Raw genomic sequence first — 21,089 nt, 5'->3', positions numbered from 1 at the left:
ACACACTAAAGTCTCTACAATAATTCCCTGTTGACTAAAATAACTATAGTTGTAATTATGACGAATCAAGCTCCTATTCCAGTAATTGTCAATGGTGCGGCTGGTAAAATGGGTCGTGAGGTGGTGAAGGCAGTAGCACAAGCACCTGATTTAAATCTAATGGGTGCAATTGACCGCAGTGCAGAACATCAGGGTAAAGATGCTGGAGAATTAGCGGGTTTAGCAGAACCTTTGGAAGTACCTATCACTGACCAGTTAGAACCAATGTTGGGGTATGTGGCTGGAGAAAGACAGGGGCCGCCTGGGGTAATTGTGGATTTTACTCATCCTGATTCAGTTTACGATAATGTGCGGAGTGCGATCGCCTATGGAATTCGTCCGGTAGTTGGTACCACAGGGTTAAGTCCAGAACAACTGCAAAATTTAGCAGATTTTGCCGAAAAAGCTAGTACAGGTTGTTTAGTGATTCCTAACTTTTCTATCGGGGTGGTTCTGCTACAACAAGCTGCAATTACCGCTTCGCAGTATTTTGACCATGTAGAAATTATCGAACTGCATCACAACCAAAAAGCCGACGCACCTAGCGGGACAGCGATTCAAACTGCTCAATTACTAGCAGAGATGGGTAAAACATTTAACCCAGCACTTGTGGAAGAAACGGAGAAAATCCCTGGAGCTAGAGGTAGTTTAGCCGAGGAAGGTATTAGAATACATAGTGTGCGCTTGCCTGGACTGATAGCCCATCAGGAAGTGATTTTTGGCGCACCTGGACAAATTTATACCTTACGCCATGATACCAGCGATCGCGCCTGCTATATGCCAGGAGTCTTACTAGCGATTCGCAAAGTTTTACAGTTAAAGTCATTAGTGTATGGCTTAGAAAAAATCCTGTAAGACAGTCAATGGTCAATAGTCAACAGTCAACAGTCACAACTCATTACTCATTACTCATTACTCACAACTCATTAGTCAACAGTCACAACTCATTACTCAGCACTCACCACTCAGCACTCACTACTCACTACTCACCACTCATTACTCAGCACTATTATGCTTGTCCCACTGACTCGCCAGAAATTTGAACAACTCATTCCTTTGATTGCGACTGGCCCACAGTACAAGTATTACTGGGGGAAGTTTGCTAATTTTTTGCAGCGTCTGTTGATTTCTGTAGTGGTTGTAGCTGTAATTCTGTTGGTAAAGGTGCTGTTTCGGCTGGTTACTAGCCCGATATTATTTTTTGTAGGAGTGGTTGCTGCCCTGTTTTGGCTATGGTATCCCATATTTCAAGCTAGTATCCGCAATATCAAATGCCGCCGCTACAAATATAGTGGATTTTTTCGGGGTCGAATTCTTGATTGGTGGATTACAGAAAAGTTAATCGGCAAACAAGAAACCGTCAATAGCAAAGGCGAATTGGTGATTGTGGAAAATCGAGAAAAACGCATTAATATCGAGGTCGGTGATGATACAGGATTTAGCGTTGAGTTAGAAGCACCACTACGTCCCTTTCACAAAGAAATTGTCCGTGGACAAATGGCCGAAATGATTGTGATGTCAAATCGTCCAGATTTGAGTAGCATTGACGATTTTAGTGATGTGTATATTCCCAGTCGCAACATCTGGGTTAGCGATTATCCTTACATCAGAAGAGATTTCTTTGATGGAGTCAGCAGTCGCTTACGAGAAAACCGACAACCAAGAAGACAAAACTCACGTCGTCCTCGTCGGAGTAGGGAGTGAGTGGTGAGTGGTGAGTGGTGAGTGGTGAGTGCTGTTAGCGGTAGCGCGGCGTTTAGCCGGTGCTGAGTCATTACTTATTACTCATTACTCATTACTCATTACTCATTACTTATTACTTCTCCCTTGTCTCCCTGCCTCTTCTTACCTATCGTAATAGACTCTGGCGTTACCGAAGCCGCGATCGCGAACAATATTATTCCAACTTTCGGCTTCAGTGCGCTGTCTAAAAGGCCCTATGGCTACGTGTGGGCCTAGTGGTTGTCTTTTTTCTGCGACCAAACCGTATAATCCTGTAACCTGTCTGACTTGATTGGCAACTATTGATAAATCTTGTGATTTGGTGGGAATAGTTACGTAATACCTGGATTTCCTACCGACGTTACCAGGATTGCCATTTCCAGGATTCGAGGGGATTTGTTGTCCATCACTGACAACTCTGGCACCATAAACCCCAATAGCATTGAGTTGTCTAACTCGTTGTTGTGCATTGCCTTGTTCATTAAATACCCCAGATTGAATCACAGAACGACCATTTAATTGGCGAAAATATGCGCTGGGTTCAACATTTTGGCGGATTTGTTGCAAAGTCCATTCACTGTTGCTTTCAACGTAAACTGAGTAGCGTTGAAAACTTTGGTTGTAAGGATACTGTTCTTGTTGGTATTGATTAAAAAATTCTACGGGCTGATTTTGTGCGTAGTCTGGTGGGGGTGGTAAATTTTCTAAGACAGTCTGAGACAGCAGTATTTTATTACTTTTGCTGATTTGTCCCTGGGCGGGATGAGAAAGCAATAATAAACAACTACCTAAGAAGACAGACATGATAGGTAATTTCATGTGTGTGCCTGTTATCTGGTTAGACATAGTAAGTAATGCAACTTATGATCTATAAATTTTGTGCAAATTTCCCTAATTGCTAGCTTAAATTGTGTAAGCCAATGTGGCAATGAACACCTGAAGAAGAATGAGAATGAAGTCCTGCTTTACTGGGGCTTTGAAGCAGATATGTTAGAATTGAGCAGTTAAAAATCTTGAGTATTGTAGTTGGCGATCGCAAGGTAAATTTTTACATTCAGAGCAGCGATCACGCCCGGCTTAACCAAAAAGATATGAAAAAAGTCGTCGTTGGTCTTTCTGGTGGCGTTGACAGTTCTACCGCCGCCGCTATTCTCCACCATCAGGGCTATGAAGTGATTGGTTTGACCCTTTGGCTAATGAAAGGCAAAGGGCAATGTTGCTCTGAAGGTATGATCGACGCGGCTTATATTTGTGAACAATTAGGCATTCCCCATCAAGTAGTTGATATGCGGGATGTCTTTCAAAATCAGATTGTTGATTATCTGGTGAGTGGTTACAGTGTGGGAATTACGCCGTTACCTTGTTCCCAGTGCAATAAAACTGTGAAGTTCGGCCCAATGGTACAGTATGCCCGTGAACAATTGGGATGCGATCGCATTGCCACAGGTCATTATGCCCGGATAAACTACGATGAAACTACAGGACGTTACCAACTATTAAGAGCTGTTGACCGTAATAAAGACCAGTCCTACTTCCTATATGATTTGTCTCAAGATTTACTGGCTGCGTCGTTATTTCCTCTAGGGGAAATGCAAAAAGCCGACACCCGCCGGATAGCTACAGAACACGGCTTAAAGACTGCTGATAAACCAGAAAGTCAAGACTTGTGCCTAGTAGAAAGCAATGGCTCGATGCGGTCATTTTTAGATAAATATCTGGCTCCCAAAACAGGTGATATCGTTGATACCACAGGCAAAGTGTTGGGACAACATGATGGTGTCCATCATTACACCATTGGTCAGCGCAAAGGTTTAGGAATTGCGGCGGCTGAACCGTTGTATGTAATTGAATTAGATGCGGTAAATAATAGAGTAGTAGTCGGCGATCGCACTAAAGCTACTCAACCAGAATGTACAGTTAGCCGAGTTAATTGGGTATCTATGGCTGAACCCACTTCCCCCATTCGTGCGGAAGTGCAGATTCGCTACCGTTCGAGTCCTGAACCAGTGACGGTGATCCCCTTGGAAAATTCCCGTGTGCGCGTGGTGTTTGACGAACCCCAATTCAGCATCACCCCTGGACAAGCGGCTGTTTGGTACGACGGTGAGAAAGTTCTTGGTGGGGGAATTATTGAACTGAGTGCTGTTAGCGGAAGCGGGGCGTTTAGCCCGTGCTGAGTAATGAGTAATGAGTAATGAGTAATGAATAGTCAGTAGGGAGTGCTGTTAGAGGTAGTGCGGCGTTTAGTCGGTACTGTTGGCGAAAGCGGGGCTGTGAGTAGCTTGGTTAGTCATAGACTCAGTTGGGTTGCGCTATGCTTAACCCAACCTACTTTTCTAATGACTAATGACTAATGACTAATGACTAATGACTAATGACTAACTCGCTACTTCAGCTACTTCAATCACCCGCCCTTCATAGTCTTTCACCAAAAAATTGAGGGGCTTTTGGGAGCGAATCTTAAATTTTAATCCGCGTGTTTCTACCCGCAATAAAATCATTTCTAAGCAGTCACGGTCAAAACAAACGTGACGCTGCTGATTTTTCATTCCCAAACTCGCGCCGGTAATAACGTGCAGTTGGGTGTTTTTCTTTAGTTGATACCACAGTCCATCATTAGCGTTGCTGGTTGTCTTCCCTGACCAAGTGGGACTGGTGGACATATATAGTGGGTCGATCCCCGTCGCGCCTATGGTTTGTTCGTAGTTGTAGTAGTAGTGCAGTGGTACTTCTGCGGCGGGTAAATCTAGTAGACCTTCATATAATTGTCGGGCAATCTCTAAATCAGACACCATCACAGTATGCACTTTGGGCGCGCTGGTGAGGAATAGCCACATAGCACCCGCATAGGCTGCTAGGAGCATCACCATAATGCCTTGAGTGGAAAATAGGCTATCTAGGGGAAGGGACGGTAAAAAAGAGCCTAAAGTCAAAGGCGTGAGCAGAAACGATATCACACTAGCTGCTATAACCATGAACAAATTAGAAATTATATAAGATATCCGCTTTTATTATTGTCGATCAGGACTTAAAAGGGGTGTTTATTTTAGTGTACCAAGACTAAACTTGTCTGAGCCTCCACCCCAAAGACAGCAACATCAAGATATTATACTGCTGACTCTAAAACTTTATATTGCTAATACTATCTTAATCACTATCCACCGGCAGACTCATGCAAATTCCTCAATTTCCTGAAACCAACCACCCTTTAGTCAAGTCACTGTTTCATCATAGTGACCAAGAATTACTGGATTTGTTTCAACATCATCCTGATGATGGCAAGTTCTTTACAGTGATTTTTTGCCGTTATAGCCCGATAGTTTACACCTTGATTCAACATTCAGCGCGATCGCCTGTGCAAGCTGAGTATTTATTTGCCCTGACTTGGCGACATATCTATTATGAACTCGGCGGACTGGATTTAAACAACCCCCTACCAGGTCAAGAAGGTATGACTTTGCAAAATTGGCTGATTAATATTACAGCCGTTTGCATTAACGAAATTCAGTTACCACCTACAGAAGCCATTCATTATTCCTTGCAAACTACATCTCCGCCGTTTTGGTGCTATGTGGAACAGGCTTTAGACCGACTGCCACCCATTTTAAGATTAATTGTCTTAATGGCGCAGACTTTTCACTGGAGCGAGACGCGCATTGCGGCTTACCTACAAGCGGAAGGGGAAAAGATTACGCCGGGTGAAGTAGCCAATTTTCTCCAGGAAGGCTATCGTATGTTAGAGGACAAATTACCCGCAGATATCCGCGCTATCTACTTAGGAGAGGATTTAGTCAAGTCATAATTTTAAGTATATATGCGTAAGCAGGTAGTCTTAATATTACCATTTAGCCCAAATTCCAGGGGTAAGTTTTATGAGACAACAGCCTACAATGTTAAATTTCCCCTCCCTTAGAACTCCAAGCTATTGGTTGGTGAATAAATATAAGTTTTTTAGTTATTCTCTGGTACTGTTGGCTGTAGTGCTGAATCCTGTGATGGCGAATGCAGCTGATATCACAGAACAATTGCACAGACCCTCAAGTAATTCCTTTGGTAGACAATCAAGAGATGATGCAGATGCTCTCTTGCGCGTTGCTCAAAAACACTATGATGGTGGTTATCCTGAAAAAGCTATTGATGCAGGGTTACAAGCACTCAAGATTTATCACGCTATCGGTGACTTCCGTGCTAAGGGATTGACTTATGATTTATTAGCAAAAGCTTACATTCAACTAGGACGCTACAAAGAAGGTGAAGACGCACTTAGGCGACAGTTAGGAATCGCACGGGATACCCAAGATTTTCAATCGCAGATTTTCATTTTAAATAATATCGGGACTTTATTTTTACAATCCGGTCAACCTGCTCCCGCCGATCAAATGCTGGAAGAAGCCTTAAAAATTGCTCAAAATGTCAAAAATATTGAGGGTCAAGGCTTATCTTTAAGTAATTTAGGCTTGGTGTACGCTAGACAGGGTGATTACAACAAAGCCATTAAACTATATGAAACAGCCTTAATTTACCGTCGCCGCAGTGGTGATTTGCGCGGTGAATTAAATACATTAAATAACTTAGGTGACGCTTATTTAGAAGCTGGTAATTATCAAGCCACCATAGGTACTTATGGCGCAGCGATGGGAATGGCGAGAATAAATCGCGATCGCGCCAATCAAATCCGCGCCATTGATGGCTTAGTTACCGCACACACGGCGGCGGGACGCTACGAACGCGCCTTTGAATTACTCCAACAGCGTTTAATTCTCGCGCAAGAACTACAAAATCTCCCAGAACAATTAAGATCCTTTGAATCCTACGCACAACTGTACGAGTTGTTAGGTAACTATCCCACTGCCCAAAATTTCTACGAAAGAGCTATCATACTCTCACAAAACCTCAAAGACAGTAGAAAGGAAGTAGTATTACGCGATCGCCTCACCCAAATGTTAAAGCGGCGTGGAAAGTAGTTAATTCTGTATATTTTAGCGATTTCCCGCCAAAAATATTCTAAATTTTCCTCTAGGGTAGGTCATACAGCCTACCCTCAAACGTCTAATGGTACTTATACTCCCAATCCAGAAAAAGTAAAAAGCCAAAAGAATCTTTTTCTTTCTTTTTACTTTTGCCTTTTACCTTATATCCCCAATCCCCAACTTTCCTGAGAGAATATTCGTAAATAGAACTGTATTGGTTGTAGTAATTTATAAAAACCATCACCATACCCTTCAGAGCCATGCAGGTATATTGCAGTAAAAAACACGCAAACATTAGCAGTAATCGTTTTTGCATTCATTGCGGCGAACCGTTGGCTCTTGCTGCTGGACAAATTGTAGACAATCGTTATCGAGTGATTCGTCAATTGGGACAGGGTGGTTTTGGACGAACTTATTTGGCTGAGGATACAAAAAAATCAAATCAAACCTGTGTACTCAAAGAGTTTGCACCCCAAGTCACGGAAAAACAGGATTTACAAAAAGCTAGGGAGTTATTTGAGCGAGAGGCGAATGTCCTCAAAAAACTCAACCATCCTCAAATTCCCATGTTTCATAATTCATTTCAAGTAACTCTTGGGAGTAAGGAGTTTTTCTTTTTAGTCCAAGATTATATAGATGGTGATAATTTTGACAAACTCTTAGAAGAGCGTCAGAGTCAAGGGAAAACTTTCACTGAAGCAGAAATTATTAATTTTTTAGAAAAAATATTACCAGTTTTATCCTATATACATTCCCAAGATGTAGTCCACCGCGACATTTCACCGGATAATTTGATTTGGCGACGTTCTGATAATTTACCTGTACTGATTGATTTTGGTGGAGTGAAACAATTACCAGCTTCCCAAGGTTTTTGGTTCACTCAGTTGGCGGGTAATTACACACTTTTAGGAAAAAAAGGTTACGCACCAGAAGAACAGCTACGCCAAGGAAAAGTCTATAAAAACAGTGATTTATATTCTTTAGCGGTGACAGTTTTAGTCTTACTGACAGGGAAAGAACCGCAAAAATTATATGACAGTTATCAGGGGATTTGGCGTTGGGGTAGGGAAATCAATGTCAGCTTTAAGTTAGAGGCTGTGTTGAAAAAAATGCTTGCTTATAAACCAAGCGATCGCTATCAAAATGCTGATCAAATCCTCAAAGATTTACCATCACCAGACGTAACAAAAGCACCCGTGACCCATCTTACCAAGATTAAAACCATGATTGTTGCCCCAGGACGCAAAGCTGGGGCGATTGTCAGTAAGCTGCATAACAAAACTCAACTAGCATCGCAAAAATTACCTCTACCTGCTTGGTTGCGTCCGTTTGCTGTGAGTTTTGGCGGTACGGCTATAGTGATTTTGACAGGCGCAGGGACTTGGGCTGTAGTCAATTCCATCATTAAAGGCGTGTCATCTATTCAAGCACCACAAATTCCTTTACCGCAACTGCCATCTTTACCTAATCCTATTGCTCAACCAGTAAGTGGTAAAGATAAGGTGAGCCTCAGTCAAGTTTTAAGCCGTCGTCAACAGTTAGAAGTTCCCGACAACTTTTTTATTCAGACAGTAGATGAATTATTTTATGCCCAAAAACCAGAATTGAAAGGACGCAGCCTCACCTCTAAACCAGAAGATGCAGCTTTACGCGATGAATGGGCGGCTGTAGGCGCAGATTTATTAAATAAAATAGAACAGGCTAACCTCAGTACAAACGCACGCCGTCAACTAGGAAGCTACACAGAAAGAGATTATGAAAATTGGAGGAGACAAGCCCGTTCAGGACAACTAGGAAACTATACAGTCAATGATCTCAACCGAGACACCAATCAAAAATTCGATAAGTTGTTTCCAGGTCAAGAGCGTGGGAAACTAAATCCGAACACCTTAAGACAAGTTTGGTATGCGATCGCAGCTGAGCAAGTCAGTCAAGCCAGACAAAGTAGATAACTCATGACTAATGACTAATGACTAATAACTAATGACTAACATTCAACCAGGGCTAACTTTAGGCGATCGCTATGTGATTATACGTCAACTCGGTCAGGGGGGTTTTGGACGTACTTATTTAGCTGAAGATATTAACCGTTTTCGAGAACTTTGTGTTTTAAAGGAGTTTTCCCCCCAAGTTCAAAGTGAGTATGTTGTCAAAAAGGCGCAAGAGTTATTTCAGAGAGAAGCTAGCGTTTTATACAAACTGCAACATCCCCAAATTCCCCGCTTTCGGGAACAGTTTCATATTAAATTAGCCGGACAAGAATATTTATTTTTAGTTCAAGATTACGTCGAAGGACAAACTTATAGCGCGTTATTAAATACCCGAAGACAACAGGGTTTAAGATTTACAGAATTAGAAATTAGACAACTTTTAGAGCAAATTTTACCAGTATTGAGTTACATCCATTCTTTGGGTGTAATTCATCGTGATATTTCACCAGATAATTTAATTCTTCGGACTGTTGACCAGTTACCAATATTAATTGATTTCGGTGGTGTGAAACAAGTGGTAGCCGCCGTTGCTTCCCAATATTATCAACCAGGAGTAGGCGCACCACCTCCAGCCGCTACCTTACTAGGTAAGGTAGGATTTGCACCACCAGAACAAATGCAAACAGGCGCAGTCTCTCCCCACAGTGATTTATACGCTTTGGCGGTGACAGCCATAGTTTTATTGACAGGGAAACAACCCCAAGAATTGTTAGATAATTACAATATGTCTTGGCTATGGAGAAGGGAAATTACTCTGAGTCCAGTGTTAGGGCAAGTCTTAGATCAAATGTTAGCTCCTCGCCCTGGCGATCGCTATCAGTCAGCCCAACAAGTTCTAGACGCACTCAACCCCACACCAGTATATTATCCCCCTACTCAAGCCCCCAATCCCACCATCGCGCCTACCTCCGCAGACACCCTCGCCGCTTCCCCTCTTCCTCCAATTTCCCCCACTCCCCCAGCCGCAATTCCCTCTACACCCCAAAATCAATGGACACCTACTAAAACTTTTTTGGCTGTATTGGCTTTAGTCATAACTGGAGGCTTAATCTGGTGGGGATTGAGTGGAAAAAAAGATGATCCCATCATCGTTGATTCCACACCAACACCCACACCCACAATTACCCAACCAACCAACCCTCTAGATAAATATTCCCCAGCCGAAAGACGACGCAAGCAAACATTAAACACCCGTCGTCAACAATTGGGTGTAGATTTTAATTTCTATGTGAACTTAGTTAACCAAGTGTTTTGGGAACAAAATCCCAGTTTACGGGGACAAACCCTCAGCGATGAACCAAAAGACGAAAATTTACGCGCCCAATGGGATCAGGTTGCGGGTAATTTACTAGAAAAACTTGACCCTTTGAGTCCCAGAGCCAGAAGACAATTAGGTACTTACACGGACGCTGATCTCAATCGCTGGAAGGTAGATGTCAATCAAGTTAATGTGAGCAGCCGCGCTTTGTATGATTTAGGTGATGCGGCTTTCTTTAATGTTTTTCCAGAACGGAAGGGTAAAAATTTTATCAGTCAACCCATCGGGCAAGTTTGGCAAGCCTTTGTTAGTGATAAAGTGAATGCGATCGTTAGCGGGAGTGCTTTAGAAAAAATTGTCTTTGATCCTGGTGCTACTAGTAAAACTCTCGAAGGTAGTCTCAAACCTGGGGAGGGTAAAGTTTTTATTGCTGATTTAGCCCAAAATCAAACTTTAGATTTTGAGGTAGAAGCCAATTCCCAAGTCTTATTATCGATTTATTCTCCTTCTGGGAAAGTAACGTTCTTAGAAGATTCCCCTCAACGGACTTTAGCCACAGAATTACCAGAATCAGGGTTTTACGAATTTGTTTTGGTGTCCACTGCTTCCACATCACAAAATTATCAACTCGTCCTAACAGTGGAAAATCCCAACCCTCCAGAACCAACACCAACTCCCACGGAAACCACCACACCAACACCCACACCCAGCGACACCCCGACAGAAATACCCACACCCAATTAGGGAAGAAAAACCCCTCTCCAAACCTCTTTCCGCGCTGGGGAGAGGCCATAGGTTATGGATACCCGACTTTTTTAAAAAGTCGGGTATCTGAACACCCACAACTTGTCAAAATCAATCGGGTGAAAAACTACACAGACATTCCTCTGTTCCCTGTTAAGCTAACGAGTTAAAGCCAAACGCCACAGTCTCACACCTTCATGCTCACTAGCAGCTAGAGTTTTACCATCAGGACTAAGTGCTACTTTAGTGAAAGAAAATTTGGGTGGTTTTTTCCAAGTTAACAATTTTTTGCCTGTGCTAATTTGCCAAATATTTAAACCATCATTAATTTGCTGAGGTGGAATTTGCAAACCTTCACCTTGACTAATTATCGTCTGACTATCTGGTGTGACTAACAAGGTTTGGACTGTTCCCACATTGGAAATTGTTCTTACAATCTTTCTTGTTTTCATGTCCCAGATTTGCAGATTATTGTTCTGGGCGGTAATCAGGGTTTTACCATCAGGTGTAACTGCTAGTGTAGTGACGCGCTTGCCTTGATTATCACCAAAAGATTGCAGACGCTTACCTGTATTAATGTCCCAAATTTCTATCTGGTTGCTGTAGGAACTATTGGCAATGACTACAGTTTTACCATCGGGGGTAATATCTATGGGATAACCGGAGTCGAGAGTTTCTAAATTAGCAGGAATAGTACGCAATAATTTGCCACTGCTAAGTTCCCAAACTCCTACATCCTCTGTAGGTTCCTCTGTACTTTTTAAGCCAATGAGGATTTTACCATCAGGAGTCAGCTTGATGTAATAACCACCATTCAAACTGTGAAGAATATTCCCTGTTTCCAGTTCCCGAATTTGAATTTGTTGTGATGCGGCTGTAACTAAAGTTTTGTCATCGGGAGTAATGGCGATCGCATCTATGCTATCAGTAAGAGGTGCATAGCCTTCTGTTTCCGAGCGTCCAAGGAATGAGTGAAGTAATTTACCTGCATCTATTTGCCAAACTCTTAGACTACCAGAATTAGCAACGATTAATTTATTGCCATCACGGGTAAAACCCAAACAACGGATTCCTTTGTAAAATGAGTCAAATTTCTGTTCGTAGCCGATAATCTTGCCAATATTGGGTAGAAAATTCTGCTCCTGTCCGCTAGCCTTGATAAATTGAAAGGGCGGAGGTGCTAATGTCACATACATTGAAATCAACATCACACTGTATGTGAAAACTAGCCCAATCAGCGTAAAACGGGGCTTGAATTGCGGAGAAAGCTTAAGTCCACAAGTTCCACCCACCACACCGCCGATAATCGAACCTATGGGTGCTACGACAATGAACTGCAATAATATCGCCAGTCCCCCAAAAGGCCCTCCTATGTAGGTACTTGGACTAGCAAAAATAGGTATCATTGCCAGCAGCATCATCCCAATAAAAGAACCCAACATTGCAGGTATGAGGGTTTCTTTCATACGGCGGCTAATTTTGCCCATAATTAGCCCAATCACACCACCTACAACAGCCCCAACAACTGCACTAATGAAAGTTGCATATATCAGTTTTGGCAGAATAAATGTAAAGATAAATTCAAAGTTAATCCAATTCATATACAGATAATCAAGATTTGCCGAAGTTATGCCCAATAGGCTTTAATTTCACAGGTTAATTAATAGCATAAGCATAACTTGGTAACAAAAATTGCTATGTTTAGTAAATATTTTTATTTAGGACTTTATTCCTCAAAGACTCATAGGAAAAACAGATGTGTATTGATTGCAGAGTCATATTATCCTGCTGCAAACTTCTGTTGTGTAAAGTTAAAATAGCGTGTTAATATCAAGTTAAAAATCGAGAAATTAAAAAAGCGATCGCTCTACATCTAAACTTTTGAAGATAAGAGCGATCGCTAATTGTTAAGATTGAATATCTCTTGTCAAATCAAAGATTTTTGTAAAAAAATATAGTTCTTGTGGTGTGGGCATCTTGCCCGCACCAAACAGCCTAAAAGTAGACATTTGTAGGGGCGAGTTCACCGAGATCATTGTTAATTGTTCATGATATTTGATTAACCCGCCCCCCCAAGCACAGGCTATTTTTTGGATATAGAAGGTTTTCCTAATTCACATCAGGCGTTACTTTTGGAAAAAATTCTAGTCGCCTTATAGTGACAAACAAAGAAAAAAGAACAAGCACAAAGTATAAAAGGGCTAAAGTTTAATGTCCCGCCGGGGAATCCTTCCAACACCACAGACAACACGAAAACCAGCAATGATGTTGAAGTGGCCGCGAGATGCCCTATCGTAAATGCTACGGGACGCAGAACGGCAGTTTCCCGGATAGTTGAGCCAGGAACCGCCCCGCAGCACGGCAACTCCTTGTTTTTGATAAAGGTTATTATTATCATCAGACCACGCACTGCCATCTTCTGGCGCACCTTCATAGCTTTTGTACGAGTCGTCTAGACACCATTCCCAGACGTTTCCGTGCATATCGCACAGCCCAAAGGCGTTTGCTACTCCGAAACTGCCTACGTCTAATGTTACCTCTCGATAACTTCCTTTCACTCCTGTCCCGTAACTGTAGTTAGCATTGTAGTTGGCTAATTCTGATGTAATTGTTTCACCAAAATGGAATGGGGTGGTTGTTCTGGCTCTACAGGCATATTCCCATTCGGCTTCGCTTGGTAGGCGGTAGCTTTTGCCTGTATGTTGGGAGAGGCGAGCGCAAAACTCAACCGCATCATACCAAGAAACTTGCTCTACAGGTCGATTTGAGCCTTTAAACTTAGATGGATCTGTGCTTAGTTCTCGCGCAACTTGGGGCAGCGCGGCTACAGCTTGCCATTGTGCTTGAGTAATAGGATATCGCCCTATATAAAAGGTAGGAACTGTTACTTGATGTTGTGGTCTTTCATCGTCTTCACTTTCTAATTCATCTTCCGGCGCACCCATCAAAAATGTACCTGCGGGAATTTCTATCATTTCCAATTCAACGCCTTCTGCTAATACCTCTGTAATGTATTCTGCTTGCCCTTGTTGATAGTTGATTATCCATTCTTCTGGGTTATTTAGCTGACGTTCTAAGGTGGCTATAGTAAACTGAATCACGCCTAAATCTAATCGCTTGCAAAGAGAATGCCCAAGTCCGCGTTCATCTTGTTGACGTATTTTAGAATCATATCCCGAACCATCCATAGAACCGCCGCCAGCAATTCTAGCAATGTCCCAAGTCTCTAATTTTCTACTCAGAATTTCTCGATTTTCTATGGCTTCTTCGTATGTCACCAAAGTGTAGCCGGATGGGCAAGTTTCCCCGCTAGCTCTTAATATTTTATGTGCAAAAGAAGTAGACAAGTAACCTCTAAAATCTATTCTGCCTTCATGGGGATAGTTCAACCATCCCTCAAATAATTTACCTTCTTGATATCGTTCCCAAAAGTAAGCATTGCCACTATTTTCTGTAAAAGTAATACTAGCGGCAGTACGATTATCTTCAAAACTCCAAGAAATTTGTTGTCCTTCTATTTGCCAGTTTTCAATTACTGTCAACCCCAACCGTGAACGAAACTTTACTTTACCTTGGGGAGAAATCGATAATAATTCTAGTCCTCCGCGCCAATTTTCATAACCCAATTTAACTTCACAAATATATTCACCAGCAAATAATTGCAACAGTGAGTGATAATTATCTAGGGTTGGTGGTAAATCATTCGGGGCAACTTTTTCTGCAAACTCTGCATATCTCCCACCGAGATTGCGTAATACTTCTGTTGTCACATGGGCAAATGGTAATAAATTTTCTTGTTGTTCTGCACTTAAATCTGGCAAATTTAACAGCAGCGATGTGAAAGTTTTTAGAGATAATCCCATTTTTTCAGCGATGTATTCAGAGACTACATCTAAAACATTCTCTGTTTCTGCTAACAGCATCGCTTGATTAAGTAATTTTCGGACTCCCTCCACAAAATCATATTCATAGTGCCAAGCGACAGAAACAGGATCATTTTGCTTTTTAGTAATCATGCCACTTAAAAAGACTTCTGCCACATTTATAGGTGTAGATTGCGGCAGCATAGTCTTTTGAATTAAATGCACTACAGGTAAACTCACAGGAACAGCAGCCATTAATCCTGCTAATTTTTGTGCAGTGGGTGAGGCAGTTGCTAGAAAACGGTCTACAATTGTTTCTGGCGATATTTCTAAAACTGGGGATGTAGTTTTTTGATTGATTTGTTCTTGCACAAATTCCAGGTCTAAAATAATAGCTGGCGTTTGCGTTCTACCATAGCCTGCAATCACTTTTGCCCAGGTTTTGAGAGATGCAGATTCTAGAGTGATAATCGGTAAATTTAAAGCTTGCTCTATATCTAAATCTTCCTGATAAATTAATTTAGTATTAGGTACACCAGGGTGAAAAGAACTCACCTTTACTTTATAACCTAAGCCTAATTCACTACTTAACCACAGTCTTTCCGGGAAAAGCTGCAAAATTGCAGTGGAAGATTGATGAGACCATTTTTGTAACCAATTATAGATGGTTTCTTGTTGCCAAATATTAGATACACAATCACTGACAAGTAAAATTAACCCTCGCCCATTAATATGATATAATTCTCGATAATTATATATTCTAAGATATCTTAATCTACCTTTTCTTCTACTAATTAATTGTAATTTTCCTTGCTCATCAGTTACTAAATTCCAAACTCTGACATTAAAAAATATGCCATAGTTATCTAATATTTGAATCAACTCATTAATAGTTTCTTGCCAAATAAATGAAGACCGATTTTCTTCTATTACTAGTTCCAAGCTTAACCAGCGTTCAGGTTGAGGTTTAGTAATAGGTAGCCAAATTTCCTGTTCAACAATTAGAGCTTCTACAATACGGTTAACAGTAGCTTCAATATCCACAATCGTGCGAGAATATGAAGCGACTTTACGCATTAAAGGACGTAAAGCTCTACTAATTTGTAGTTTGTTTGGTAAAGCTGGTGCAGTAGGGGTGGGAAAAGGTAAACCTTCTATATTTTCTTCAGTTTGAGACTTAGCAGATAGATTTGAAGGTGGTGTATAAATATTAATAGGCGGCTCAATAGGTTCAGCCGCTTGAATATTTGTATTGGTATTTTCAGGAATATTTGCAGTTTCTTTGGGATTTTGAGGTGGTTTTTCTTTTATTCGTGGATTTTCCACTCCCATGTGCAGAGCTAGCCACAGTGTATCTGCTATATCCTCATCACTGAGTTCTAAACGTTTTTTTAAACCACTATGATCTAAAATAGTCACAAAGCGTTGCACTGCATCATAGCCAGAATTTTCACTCATCTTCTTCAACTTGACCTAAGTCTTGCAGCAGTTGTTTAATCAATCCATCTTTTGTATCAATGCGTCCTTTTGTCACCATAAATAGAGCATTGAGCAATTGATCATTGGCTAGGGTTTTTGAGTTTCTTTCTTGAATAAAATTATCTACTAATGTATTCAGAGCTTCGTTTGTTAATTTTGTAGAATTATTGGGGTCGGCGATTTCTTTACCTAAATGAGCCGCAATGATTTTGACTAATTGTGCTTTATCTGGCTCCTTCATTGTTAGCCTTAAACAACGTCGCAAAAATGGTGGTGGAAAATCTCGCTCTCCATTACTAGTTAAGATAACTAGAGGGAATGTAGTACATATTACTCTGCCTTCGATAATTTCGTGGCTAATATCTGCGGTATATGCAGTACGCACCTCCACTACAGGAATTTCTTTTTTGAGTCTGACTAACTCTTCAATTTCAAAACGTCCTTCCTCAAAAATATTTAATAGGTCGTTAGGTAAATCAATATCACTTTTATCAATTTCATCTATGAGAAGAACGCGGGGTTTTGCTGATGGGAGTAAAGCTGTTCCCAAAGGGCCTAATGTGATGTAGTCTTCAATGCTACTGGCTTTCGAGGAATTTTGCTGCTGCTTGACTTCCTGTAAGCGAGCGATCGCATCATAGCTATATAATCCATCTTTGAGGGTAGTGCGAGATGCGATCGGCCAATATAAAACTTCTCCTAACATCAATTCTCTAGCCACAGCATAAGCTAAAGAAGATTTACCTGTTCCTGGTTTACCAGTAATTAATAAAGGTCGTCGCAGATATAAAGCTGCGTTGATCATTTTGATTTCTTCTTCACGCGGTTGAAAAGTTTCACCTCGGACTTGGTTACGGTTTTTATTCTGGTCAATTTCTTGACCAAAAGGTCGCCATTTGGGAGGTGCTGGTAACTCCCAGTTATCATGAGGTTCGCTATTTCCTGTAAAAATTTGCCAGTCGTTCATAAAATTGCTCAAGTTTAGAGTTGCTTTTGGCTTAATAGTTGTTCTGGTGGTAATAAATCGGGGTTATCCCACAATAAGCATAGATGGGTGATGTGGTTACTACCTTGGGATTTTTGATTTTTAAATTGGGACGGTAATTTTTTTAAAGATATATCATTATTTTCTGGCGTTAAAATTCTCTGGAATTCTCCTTCGATATCAGGGATTGGTTGACGAGTCCATAAAGCCAGAGGTAGAGCCGATTTAAAGATAATTTTTCCTAATACATCTCTTTTTTCAAAGATACTAGTAATTTTAACGGCAATTATATGTTCCTGTTTAATTTGATCAAATAAAGTTTTTTGATGATCACTAGAGCCTAAAACAAAAACACCATTCGCGTAATGTTCTAATTTATCTTTAAATCGATTACCTTTTTCACGCCATTTGAAAACAGGAGGACTTTTACCTCTCAATCTATCTGAACAACGAATTACCACTTCATAATCTTCACAGATTCCTGTAGCAAAATCTTCTTCATCCTCTTCAAATTCCTCACTTTTCCAAGCATCAAAATCATGATTCATTAATTCAGACGGCAAGAAAAGATGAATTTGCTTTATATTCTTATCAGCCTTAATTAAACTTTGTTGAATTAAGTTAATAATGATTTTAGGTAAATTAGTTAAATTTTTGTCTGTAGATATTTCTAATTGATTATCAATCTTGAGTTGCTCACAATCACTAAAAGATTCTCGATTATATGCTAATAAATTTTTAATTAGCCATGCTTCAACAACATAGTTATCGCCTGATGCACTAATTGCCATCATCAAACAGGGGTGAGACTGTTGTTGTCGCTGTTGTTGTTCTTGGAGCAATTGTTGAATTAATTCATGCCATTCTTGAATATGTTTTTGCCGCCATCCTTGAAAATCTTCAGATAATGATAACTCTGTATTATTCAGATATAAATAACCGACAAATTTATCTATATAACTATAATTACCTTGTGTTGGCAAATCCAGTTCATTCACTATTTCTGCTATATTTTGCGGATTAATTTTATTGAGTTTACGCACTTGATACAATGATGCTTCGTAGGCATTGAAAATAGCAGCTTTTTCTTTGTCAAAGTATCCTTGCAATATATTAATTATTCCATCTAATTTGGATTTTTTTTGATAATTGCGATACTGGCGTTCAATTACATCCAACTGTTCGCCAAGTTCATTGAGTATGCGTTTTTCTTCCTGAAGCTGTTGTTCATATTTAAATTTGTCGGCTGGGTCTGTTTCAATCACCCATGCTTTTCTAATCCTGTCAACTTTCTCCCGTTGCAGTTTGTAGTCTTCTTCTAGGGATTCTTTTTCGTCCAGCATGGGCGGATTTGGGCGATTTTAGAAATTGTTGTTATAAATAATACCACTCTTTCGTTTTGTGTCAGTAAGTAGAGCCAAGGACTTAGTTGCATTTATTGTTACCCACTTACTGAAAAGATGAAAGCGATCGCAAATCTTCATAGCTTGATATTGCCATAATTTACAAATATAAAAATTTCACGTTAAGTATTAAATATTGAAGAAAAGTTTAATTACAAAAGAACAATTTTCTTCAACAAACCTATGAAGTGATGTACATTAACACTGCTTTGTTTTGACGTGCGGCCTTCTGGTAAAAACTAACAACTGCTGGATAACAAGACAAAATGTAATCGAGACCAATATCCCCGTCTCGCTCCCAAATACCAATAGGGTAAACTTCTTGCTGATCCATATCACGGGGTGAGTAACGAGATGCTAAGACTTCATAGGAGGTTTCCGATAGTGCTTGTGCAACCTGAAAAACCTCATGAGGTAACAAATATCGGATTCCAATCCAACCAAAGAAAATTGGCTCTTCATCACCTCCTATGGAGTGATTTCCAAAAACGCACCAGGATAAGGGAGGTGTTCTACCAAAATGACTACCTGTTAATAAAAAATGTAGTCCGTCCCATTTCTTCTCAATTTCTAAGTAATCACCTGATGTATCAAGCTCTCCGTCAACAGATAATAACGTTGAAATTTCTTCTGTCGTAAAGCAGGTGAGAAACGTATCCAATTCTTCCTGAGTAACAGCTTTGAAATTCCCATACATTCCCATAAATTTACATCTTAATTAGTATTCAGTAATGAATTTTTACTAATTAATAGAAAAGGTTGCAAAAACAAATGAAAAAGCCCGCTAATGCAGGCTTTCTAAATTAACTAAGTTGTGGTTTTACTTACCGTTTGGCCAATTTCTTCGCCATCTTCCGTAGACGAATAGATTGGGGTGTAACTTCTACCAACTCATCGGGGCCGATGTACTCTAACGCCCGTTCGAGACTCATTTCTACTGGTGCTTGCAACTGTACCAACTCATCGCCACCGGCGGCGCGGTGGTTGGTTAACTGCTTGGTTTTGCAGACATTGAGTTCTAAGTCTTGGGGACGGTTGTGTTCACCAACAATCATACCCTTGTACACTTTAGTACCAGGAACAATGAAGAATAAGCCTCTATCTTCAGCGTTCTTCATGGCGTAGAATGTGGAAACACCTTCTTCAAAGGCAATCAATACACCTTTGTTACGGGCTTCAATTTCGCCACAAAGAGGACGATAATCTAAGAAGCTGTGGTTCATGATCCCTTCACCACGGGTCATCCGCATGAACTCACCACGGAAACCAATCAAACCACGGGCGGGAATGACGAATTCTAGCTGGGTACGGTTGCTAACTCCAGGCTGCATATCTTGCATTTCGCCTTTGCGTTGTCCGAGGCGTTCGATACAGCTACCAACTGCATCAGAAGGAACGTCTAAGACTAACAATTCATAAGGTTCACAAGGTTGACCGTTAACTTCCCGGTAAATTACCTGTGGCTGGGAAACCTGAAACTCATAACCTTCGCGGCGCATGGTTTCGATTAAGATACCCAAGTGCAATTCCCCACGACCGGAAACCAGGAATTTATCGGGGGAGTCGGTTTCTTCAACGCGCAAAGCCACGTTAGTTTCTAATTCGCGGAACAGGCGATCGCGTACTTGGCGAGATGTGACTAGTTTACCTTCTTGACCCGCAAAAGGTGAATCATTTACCCAGAAGGTCATCTGTAAGGTAGGTTCATCTACTTTAATTAGTGGTAAAGCTTGGGGTTCGTTGGGGTCTGTGATGGTTTCCCCGATGTTCGCATCAGCAAAACCCGCAACCGCTACAATGTGACCGGCGGAAGCTTCTTCTAATTCCACCCGCTTCAAGCCTTCAAAACCGAGCAATTTGCTAATTTTAGCCTTGACAATTGCGCCTGTTTCTGTTACTAAAGCTGCTTGCTGACCACCGCGAATTGTGCCGTTGTGGATTCTACCGATGACGATGCGTCCTAGATATTCTGAATAATCTAGGGTTGTAACTTGCAATTGCAGAGGCTTGGTAGCATCACCTACTGGGGGTGGAACGTGGCGCAAAATAGCATCAAATAAAGGCTGCATATCCTTGGGTTCTTCTTCCAAGGTTTCTTTAGCGTAGCCAGAAAGACCAGAAGCGAATAGATAGGGGAAGTCGCACTGGTCATCATCTGCGCCTAATTCTAAGAACAGATCCAATACTTTATCTATTGCACCGTGGGGTTCGGCTTGGGGACGGTCGATTTTGTTGACGACGACGATGGGACGTAAGCCTTTTTCCAATGCCTTTTTCAACACGAAGCGGGTTTGAGGCATGGGGCCTTCATTGGCATCGACAATCAGGATACAACCGTCAACCATACCCAGTACACGTTCTACTTCGCCACCGAAGTCAGCGTGTCCAGGGGTATCAATAATATTGATGAGGGTTTCTTTGTAGCGAACGGCGGTATTTTTCGCCAGGATGGTAATTCCTCTTTCCCGTTCTAGGTCGTTGGAGTCCATGACGCAATCCGGAACGTCTTCACCTTCTCGGAAAATGCCGGACTGTCTCAGGAGTGCATCAACCAGGGTGGTTTTGCCGTGGTCTACGTGGGCGATAATGGCGACGTTACGAATTGGGAGCGTCATAGAAAGTGGTGAACTCTAGA

At 41.2% G+C, this 21,089-nt stretch carries 15 protein-coding genes; 7 read left to right on the top strand and 8 right to left on the bottom strand.

Annotation, left to right across the window (positions count from 1 at the left end; translation table 11 throughout):
* Positions 1 to 57: 57 nt before the first annotated feature.
* Positions 58 to 894 (top strand): 4-hydroxy-tetrahydrodipicolinate reductase, encoded by an 837-nt coding sequence (dapB, locus tag ACQFX9_RS17310; RefSeq protein ID WP_427157215.1) that lies wholly within the window; start codon positions 58 to 60, stop codon positions 892 to 894.
* A gap of 156 nt (positions 895 to 1,050) precedes the next feature.
* Complete coding sequence (locus ACQFX9_RS17305; protein WP_427157213.1) at positions 1,051 to 1,743, top strand: phosphate ABC transporter permease; 693 nt, start codon at positions 1,051 to 1,053, stop codon at positions 1,741 to 1,743.
* Between the two features lie 141 nt (positions 1,744 to 1,884).
* Here ACQFX9_RS17305 and ACQFX9_RS17300 read toward each other — a convergent pair whose 3' ends face one another.
* Positions 1,885 to 2,607: a hypothetical protein gene (locus ACQFX9_RS17300; RefSeq protein ID WP_427157211.1), complete on the bottom strand. Its 723-nt coding sequence runs from the start codon at positions 2,605 to 2,607 to the stop codon at positions 1,885 to 1,887.
* Positions 2,608 to 2,852: 245 nt separating this feature from the next.
* On the opposite strand from ACQFX9_RS17300, the gene mnmA reads away from it, so the two are divergent.
* Positions 2,853 to 3,938, top strand: coding sequence for a tRNA 2-thiouridine(34) synthase MnmA (gene mnmA, locus ACQFX9_RS17295; RefSeq protein WP_427162923.1), 1,086 nt, complete (start codon positions 2,853 to 2,855; stop codon positions 3,936 to 3,938).
* A 201-nt stretch (positions 3,939 to 4,139) separates the two neighbouring features.
* Here mnmA and ACQFX9_RS17290 read toward each other — a convergent pair whose 3' ends face one another.
* On the bottom strand, positions 4,140 to 4,736 hold the full coding sequence (locus tag ACQFX9_RS17290) for a glyoxalase-like domain protein (RefSeq protein ID WP_427157209.1): 597 nt from the start codon (positions 4,734 to 4,736) through the stop codon (positions 4,140 to 4,142).
* A 197-nt stretch (positions 4,737 to 4,933) separates the two neighbouring features.
* Between ACQFX9_RS17290 and ACQFX9_RS17285 the strand changes: the two genes are divergently transcribed.
* From ACQFX9_RS17285 to ACQFX9_RS17270, 4 genes are all read left to right on the top strand, one after another.
* Positions 4,934 to 5,563 carry an RNA polymerase sigma factor gene (locus ACQFX9_RS17285; protein WP_427157207.1) on the top strand — a complete coding sequence of 210 codons (630 nt, stop codon included), beginning with the start codon at positions 4,934 to 4,936 and terminating at the stop codon, positions 5,561 to 5,563.
* A 70-nt stretch (positions 5,564 to 5,633) separates the two neighbouring features.
* Positions 5,634 to 6,725 carry a tetratricopeptide repeat protein gene (locus tag ACQFX9_RS17280; RefSeq protein ID WP_427157205.1) on the top strand — a complete coding sequence of 364 codons (1,092 nt, stop codon included), beginning with the start codon at positions 5,634 to 5,636 and terminating at the stop codon, positions 6,723 to 6,725.
* 266 nt (positions 6,726 to 6,991) lie between these two features.
* Positions 6,992 to 8,683: a protein kinase domain-containing protein gene (locus ACQFX9_RS17275; protein ID WP_427157203.1), complete on the top strand. Its 1,692-nt coding sequence runs from the start codon at positions 6,992 to 6,994 to the stop codon at positions 8,681 to 8,683.
* 31 nt (positions 8,684 to 8,714) lie between these two features.
* Positions 8,715 to 10,724 (top strand): protein kinase domain-containing protein, encoded by a 2,010-nt coding sequence (locus ACQFX9_RS17270; RefSeq protein WP_427157201.1) that lies wholly within the window; start codon positions 8,715 to 8,717, stop codon positions 10,722 to 10,724.
* 158 nt (positions 10,725 to 10,882) lie between these two features.
* On the opposite strand, the gene ACQFX9_RS17265 is transcribed toward ACQFX9_RS17270, so the two are convergent.
* The 6 genes from ACQFX9_RS17265 to typA all read right to left on the bottom strand — a co-directional run bounded on the left by ACQFX9_RS17265 (position 10,883) and on the right by typA (position 21,069).
* Positions 10,883 to 12,325 carry a WD40 repeat domain-containing protein gene (locus tag ACQFX9_RS17265; protein ID WP_427157199.1) on the bottom strand — a complete coding sequence of 481 codons (1,443 nt, stop codon included), beginning with the start codon at positions 12,323 to 12,325 and terminating at the stop codon, positions 10,883 to 10,885.
* A gap of 600 nt (positions 12,326 to 12,925) precedes the next feature.
* Positions 12,926 to 16,045, bottom strand: a complete 3,120-nt coding sequence (locus ACQFX9_RS17260; protein WP_427157197.1) for an SAV_2336 N-terminal domain-related protein — start codon at positions 16,043 to 16,045, stop codon at positions 12,926 to 12,928.
* Positions 16,038 to 17,033, bottom strand: a complete 996-nt coding sequence (locus ACQFX9_RS17255; RefSeq protein ID WP_427157196.1) for an AAA family ATPase — start codon at positions 17,031 to 17,033, stop codon at positions 16,038 to 16,040. The genes ACQFX9_RS17260 and ACQFX9_RS17255 overlap by 8 nt, the downstream gene beginning before the upstream one ends.
* Positions 17,034 to 17,047: 14 nt before the next feature.
* Entirely contained in the window at positions 17,048 to 18,394 is a 1,347-nt protein-coding gene (locus ACQFX9_RS17250) for a hypothetical protein (protein ID WP_427157195.1), read from the bottom strand.
* 241 nt (positions 18,395 to 18,635) lie between these two features.
* On the bottom strand, positions 18,636 to 19,157 hold the full coding sequence (locus ACQFX9_RS17245) for a YfbM family protein (protein ID WP_427157193.1): 522 nt from the start codon (positions 19,155 to 19,157) through the stop codon (positions 18,636 to 18,638).
* A 121-nt stretch (positions 19,158 to 19,278) separates the two neighbouring features.
* Positions 19,279 to 21,069, bottom strand: coding sequence for a translational GTPase TypA (typA, locus tag ACQFX9_RS17240; RefSeq protein ID WP_427157192.1), 1,791 nt, complete (start codon positions 21,067 to 21,069; stop codon positions 19,279 to 19,281).
* Between the last annotated feature and the right edge of the window lie 20 nt (positions 21,070 to 21,089).

Source organism: Aliinostoc sp. HNIBRCY26, assembly GCF_050235535.1.
GTDB lineage: Bacteria > Cyanobacteriota > Cyanobacteriia > Cyanobacteriales > Nostocaceae > Trichormus.
The sequence above is the reverse complement of the archived record's forward strand: the minus strand, read 5'-3'. Positions and strand labels throughout refer to the sequence as shown.

What these genes read in the sequence shown, in the direction of transcription:
- dapB (WP_427157215.1), top strand. Translation starts at nt 58, where the DNA reads ATGACGAATCAAGCTCCTATTCCAGTAATTGTCAATGGTGCGGCTGGT.
- ACQFX9_RS17305 (WP_427157213.1), top strand. Translation starts at nt 1,051, where the DNA reads ATGCTTGTCCCACTGACTCGCCAGAAATTTGAACAACTCATTCCTTTG.
- ACQFX9_RS17300 (WP_427157211.1), bottom strand. Translation starts at nt 2,607, where the DNA reads ATGTCTAACCAGATAACAGGCACACACATGAAATTACCTATCATGTCT.
- mnmA (WP_427162923.1), top strand. Translation starts at nt 2,853, where the DNA reads ATGAAAAAAGTCGTCGTTGGTCTTTCTGGTGGCGTTGACAGTTCTACC.
- ACQFX9_RS17290 (WP_427157209.1), bottom strand. Translation starts at nt 4,736, where the DNA reads ATGGTTATAGCAGCTAGTGTGATATCGTTTCTGCTCACGCCTTTGACT.
- ACQFX9_RS17285 (WP_427157207.1), top strand. Translation starts at nt 4,934, where the DNA reads ATGCAAATTCCTCAATTTCCTGAAACCAACCACCCTTTAGTCAAGTCA.
- ACQFX9_RS17280 (WP_427157205.1), top strand. Translation starts at nt 5,634, where the DNA reads ATGAGACAACAGCCTACAATGTTAAATTTCCCCTCCCTTAGAACTCCA.
- ACQFX9_RS17275 (WP_427157203.1), top strand. Translation starts at nt 6,992, where the DNA reads ATGCAGGTATATTGCAGTAAAAAACACGCAAACATTAGCAGTAATCGT.
- ACQFX9_RS17270 (WP_427157201.1), top strand. Translation starts at nt 8,715, where the DNA reads ATGACTAACATTCAACCAGGGCTAACTTTAGGCGATCGCTATGTGATT.
- ACQFX9_RS17265 (WP_427157199.1), bottom strand. Translation starts at nt 12,325, where the DNA reads ATGAATTGGATTAACTTTGAATTTATCTTTACATTTATTCTGCCAAAA.
- ACQFX9_RS17260 (WP_427157197.1), bottom strand. Translation starts at nt 16,045, where the DNA reads ATGAGTGAAAATTCTGGCTATGATGCAGTGCAACGCTTTGTGACTATT.
- ACQFX9_RS17255 (WP_427157196.1), bottom strand. Translation starts at nt 17,033, where the DNA reads ATGAACGACTGGCAAATTTTTACAGGAAATAGCGAACCTCATGATAAC.
- ACQFX9_RS17250 (WP_427157195.1), bottom strand. Translation starts at nt 18,394, where the DNA reads ATGCTGGACGAAAAAGAATCCCTAGAAGAAGACTACAAACTGCAACGG.
- ACQFX9_RS17245 (WP_427157193.1), bottom strand. Translation starts at nt 19,157, where the DNA reads ATGGGAATGTATGGGAATTTCAAAGCTGTTACTCAGGAAGAATTGGAT.
- typA (WP_427157192.1), bottom strand. Translation starts at nt 21,069, where the DNA reads ATGACGCTCCCAATTCGTAACGTCGCCATTATCGCCCACGTAGACCAC.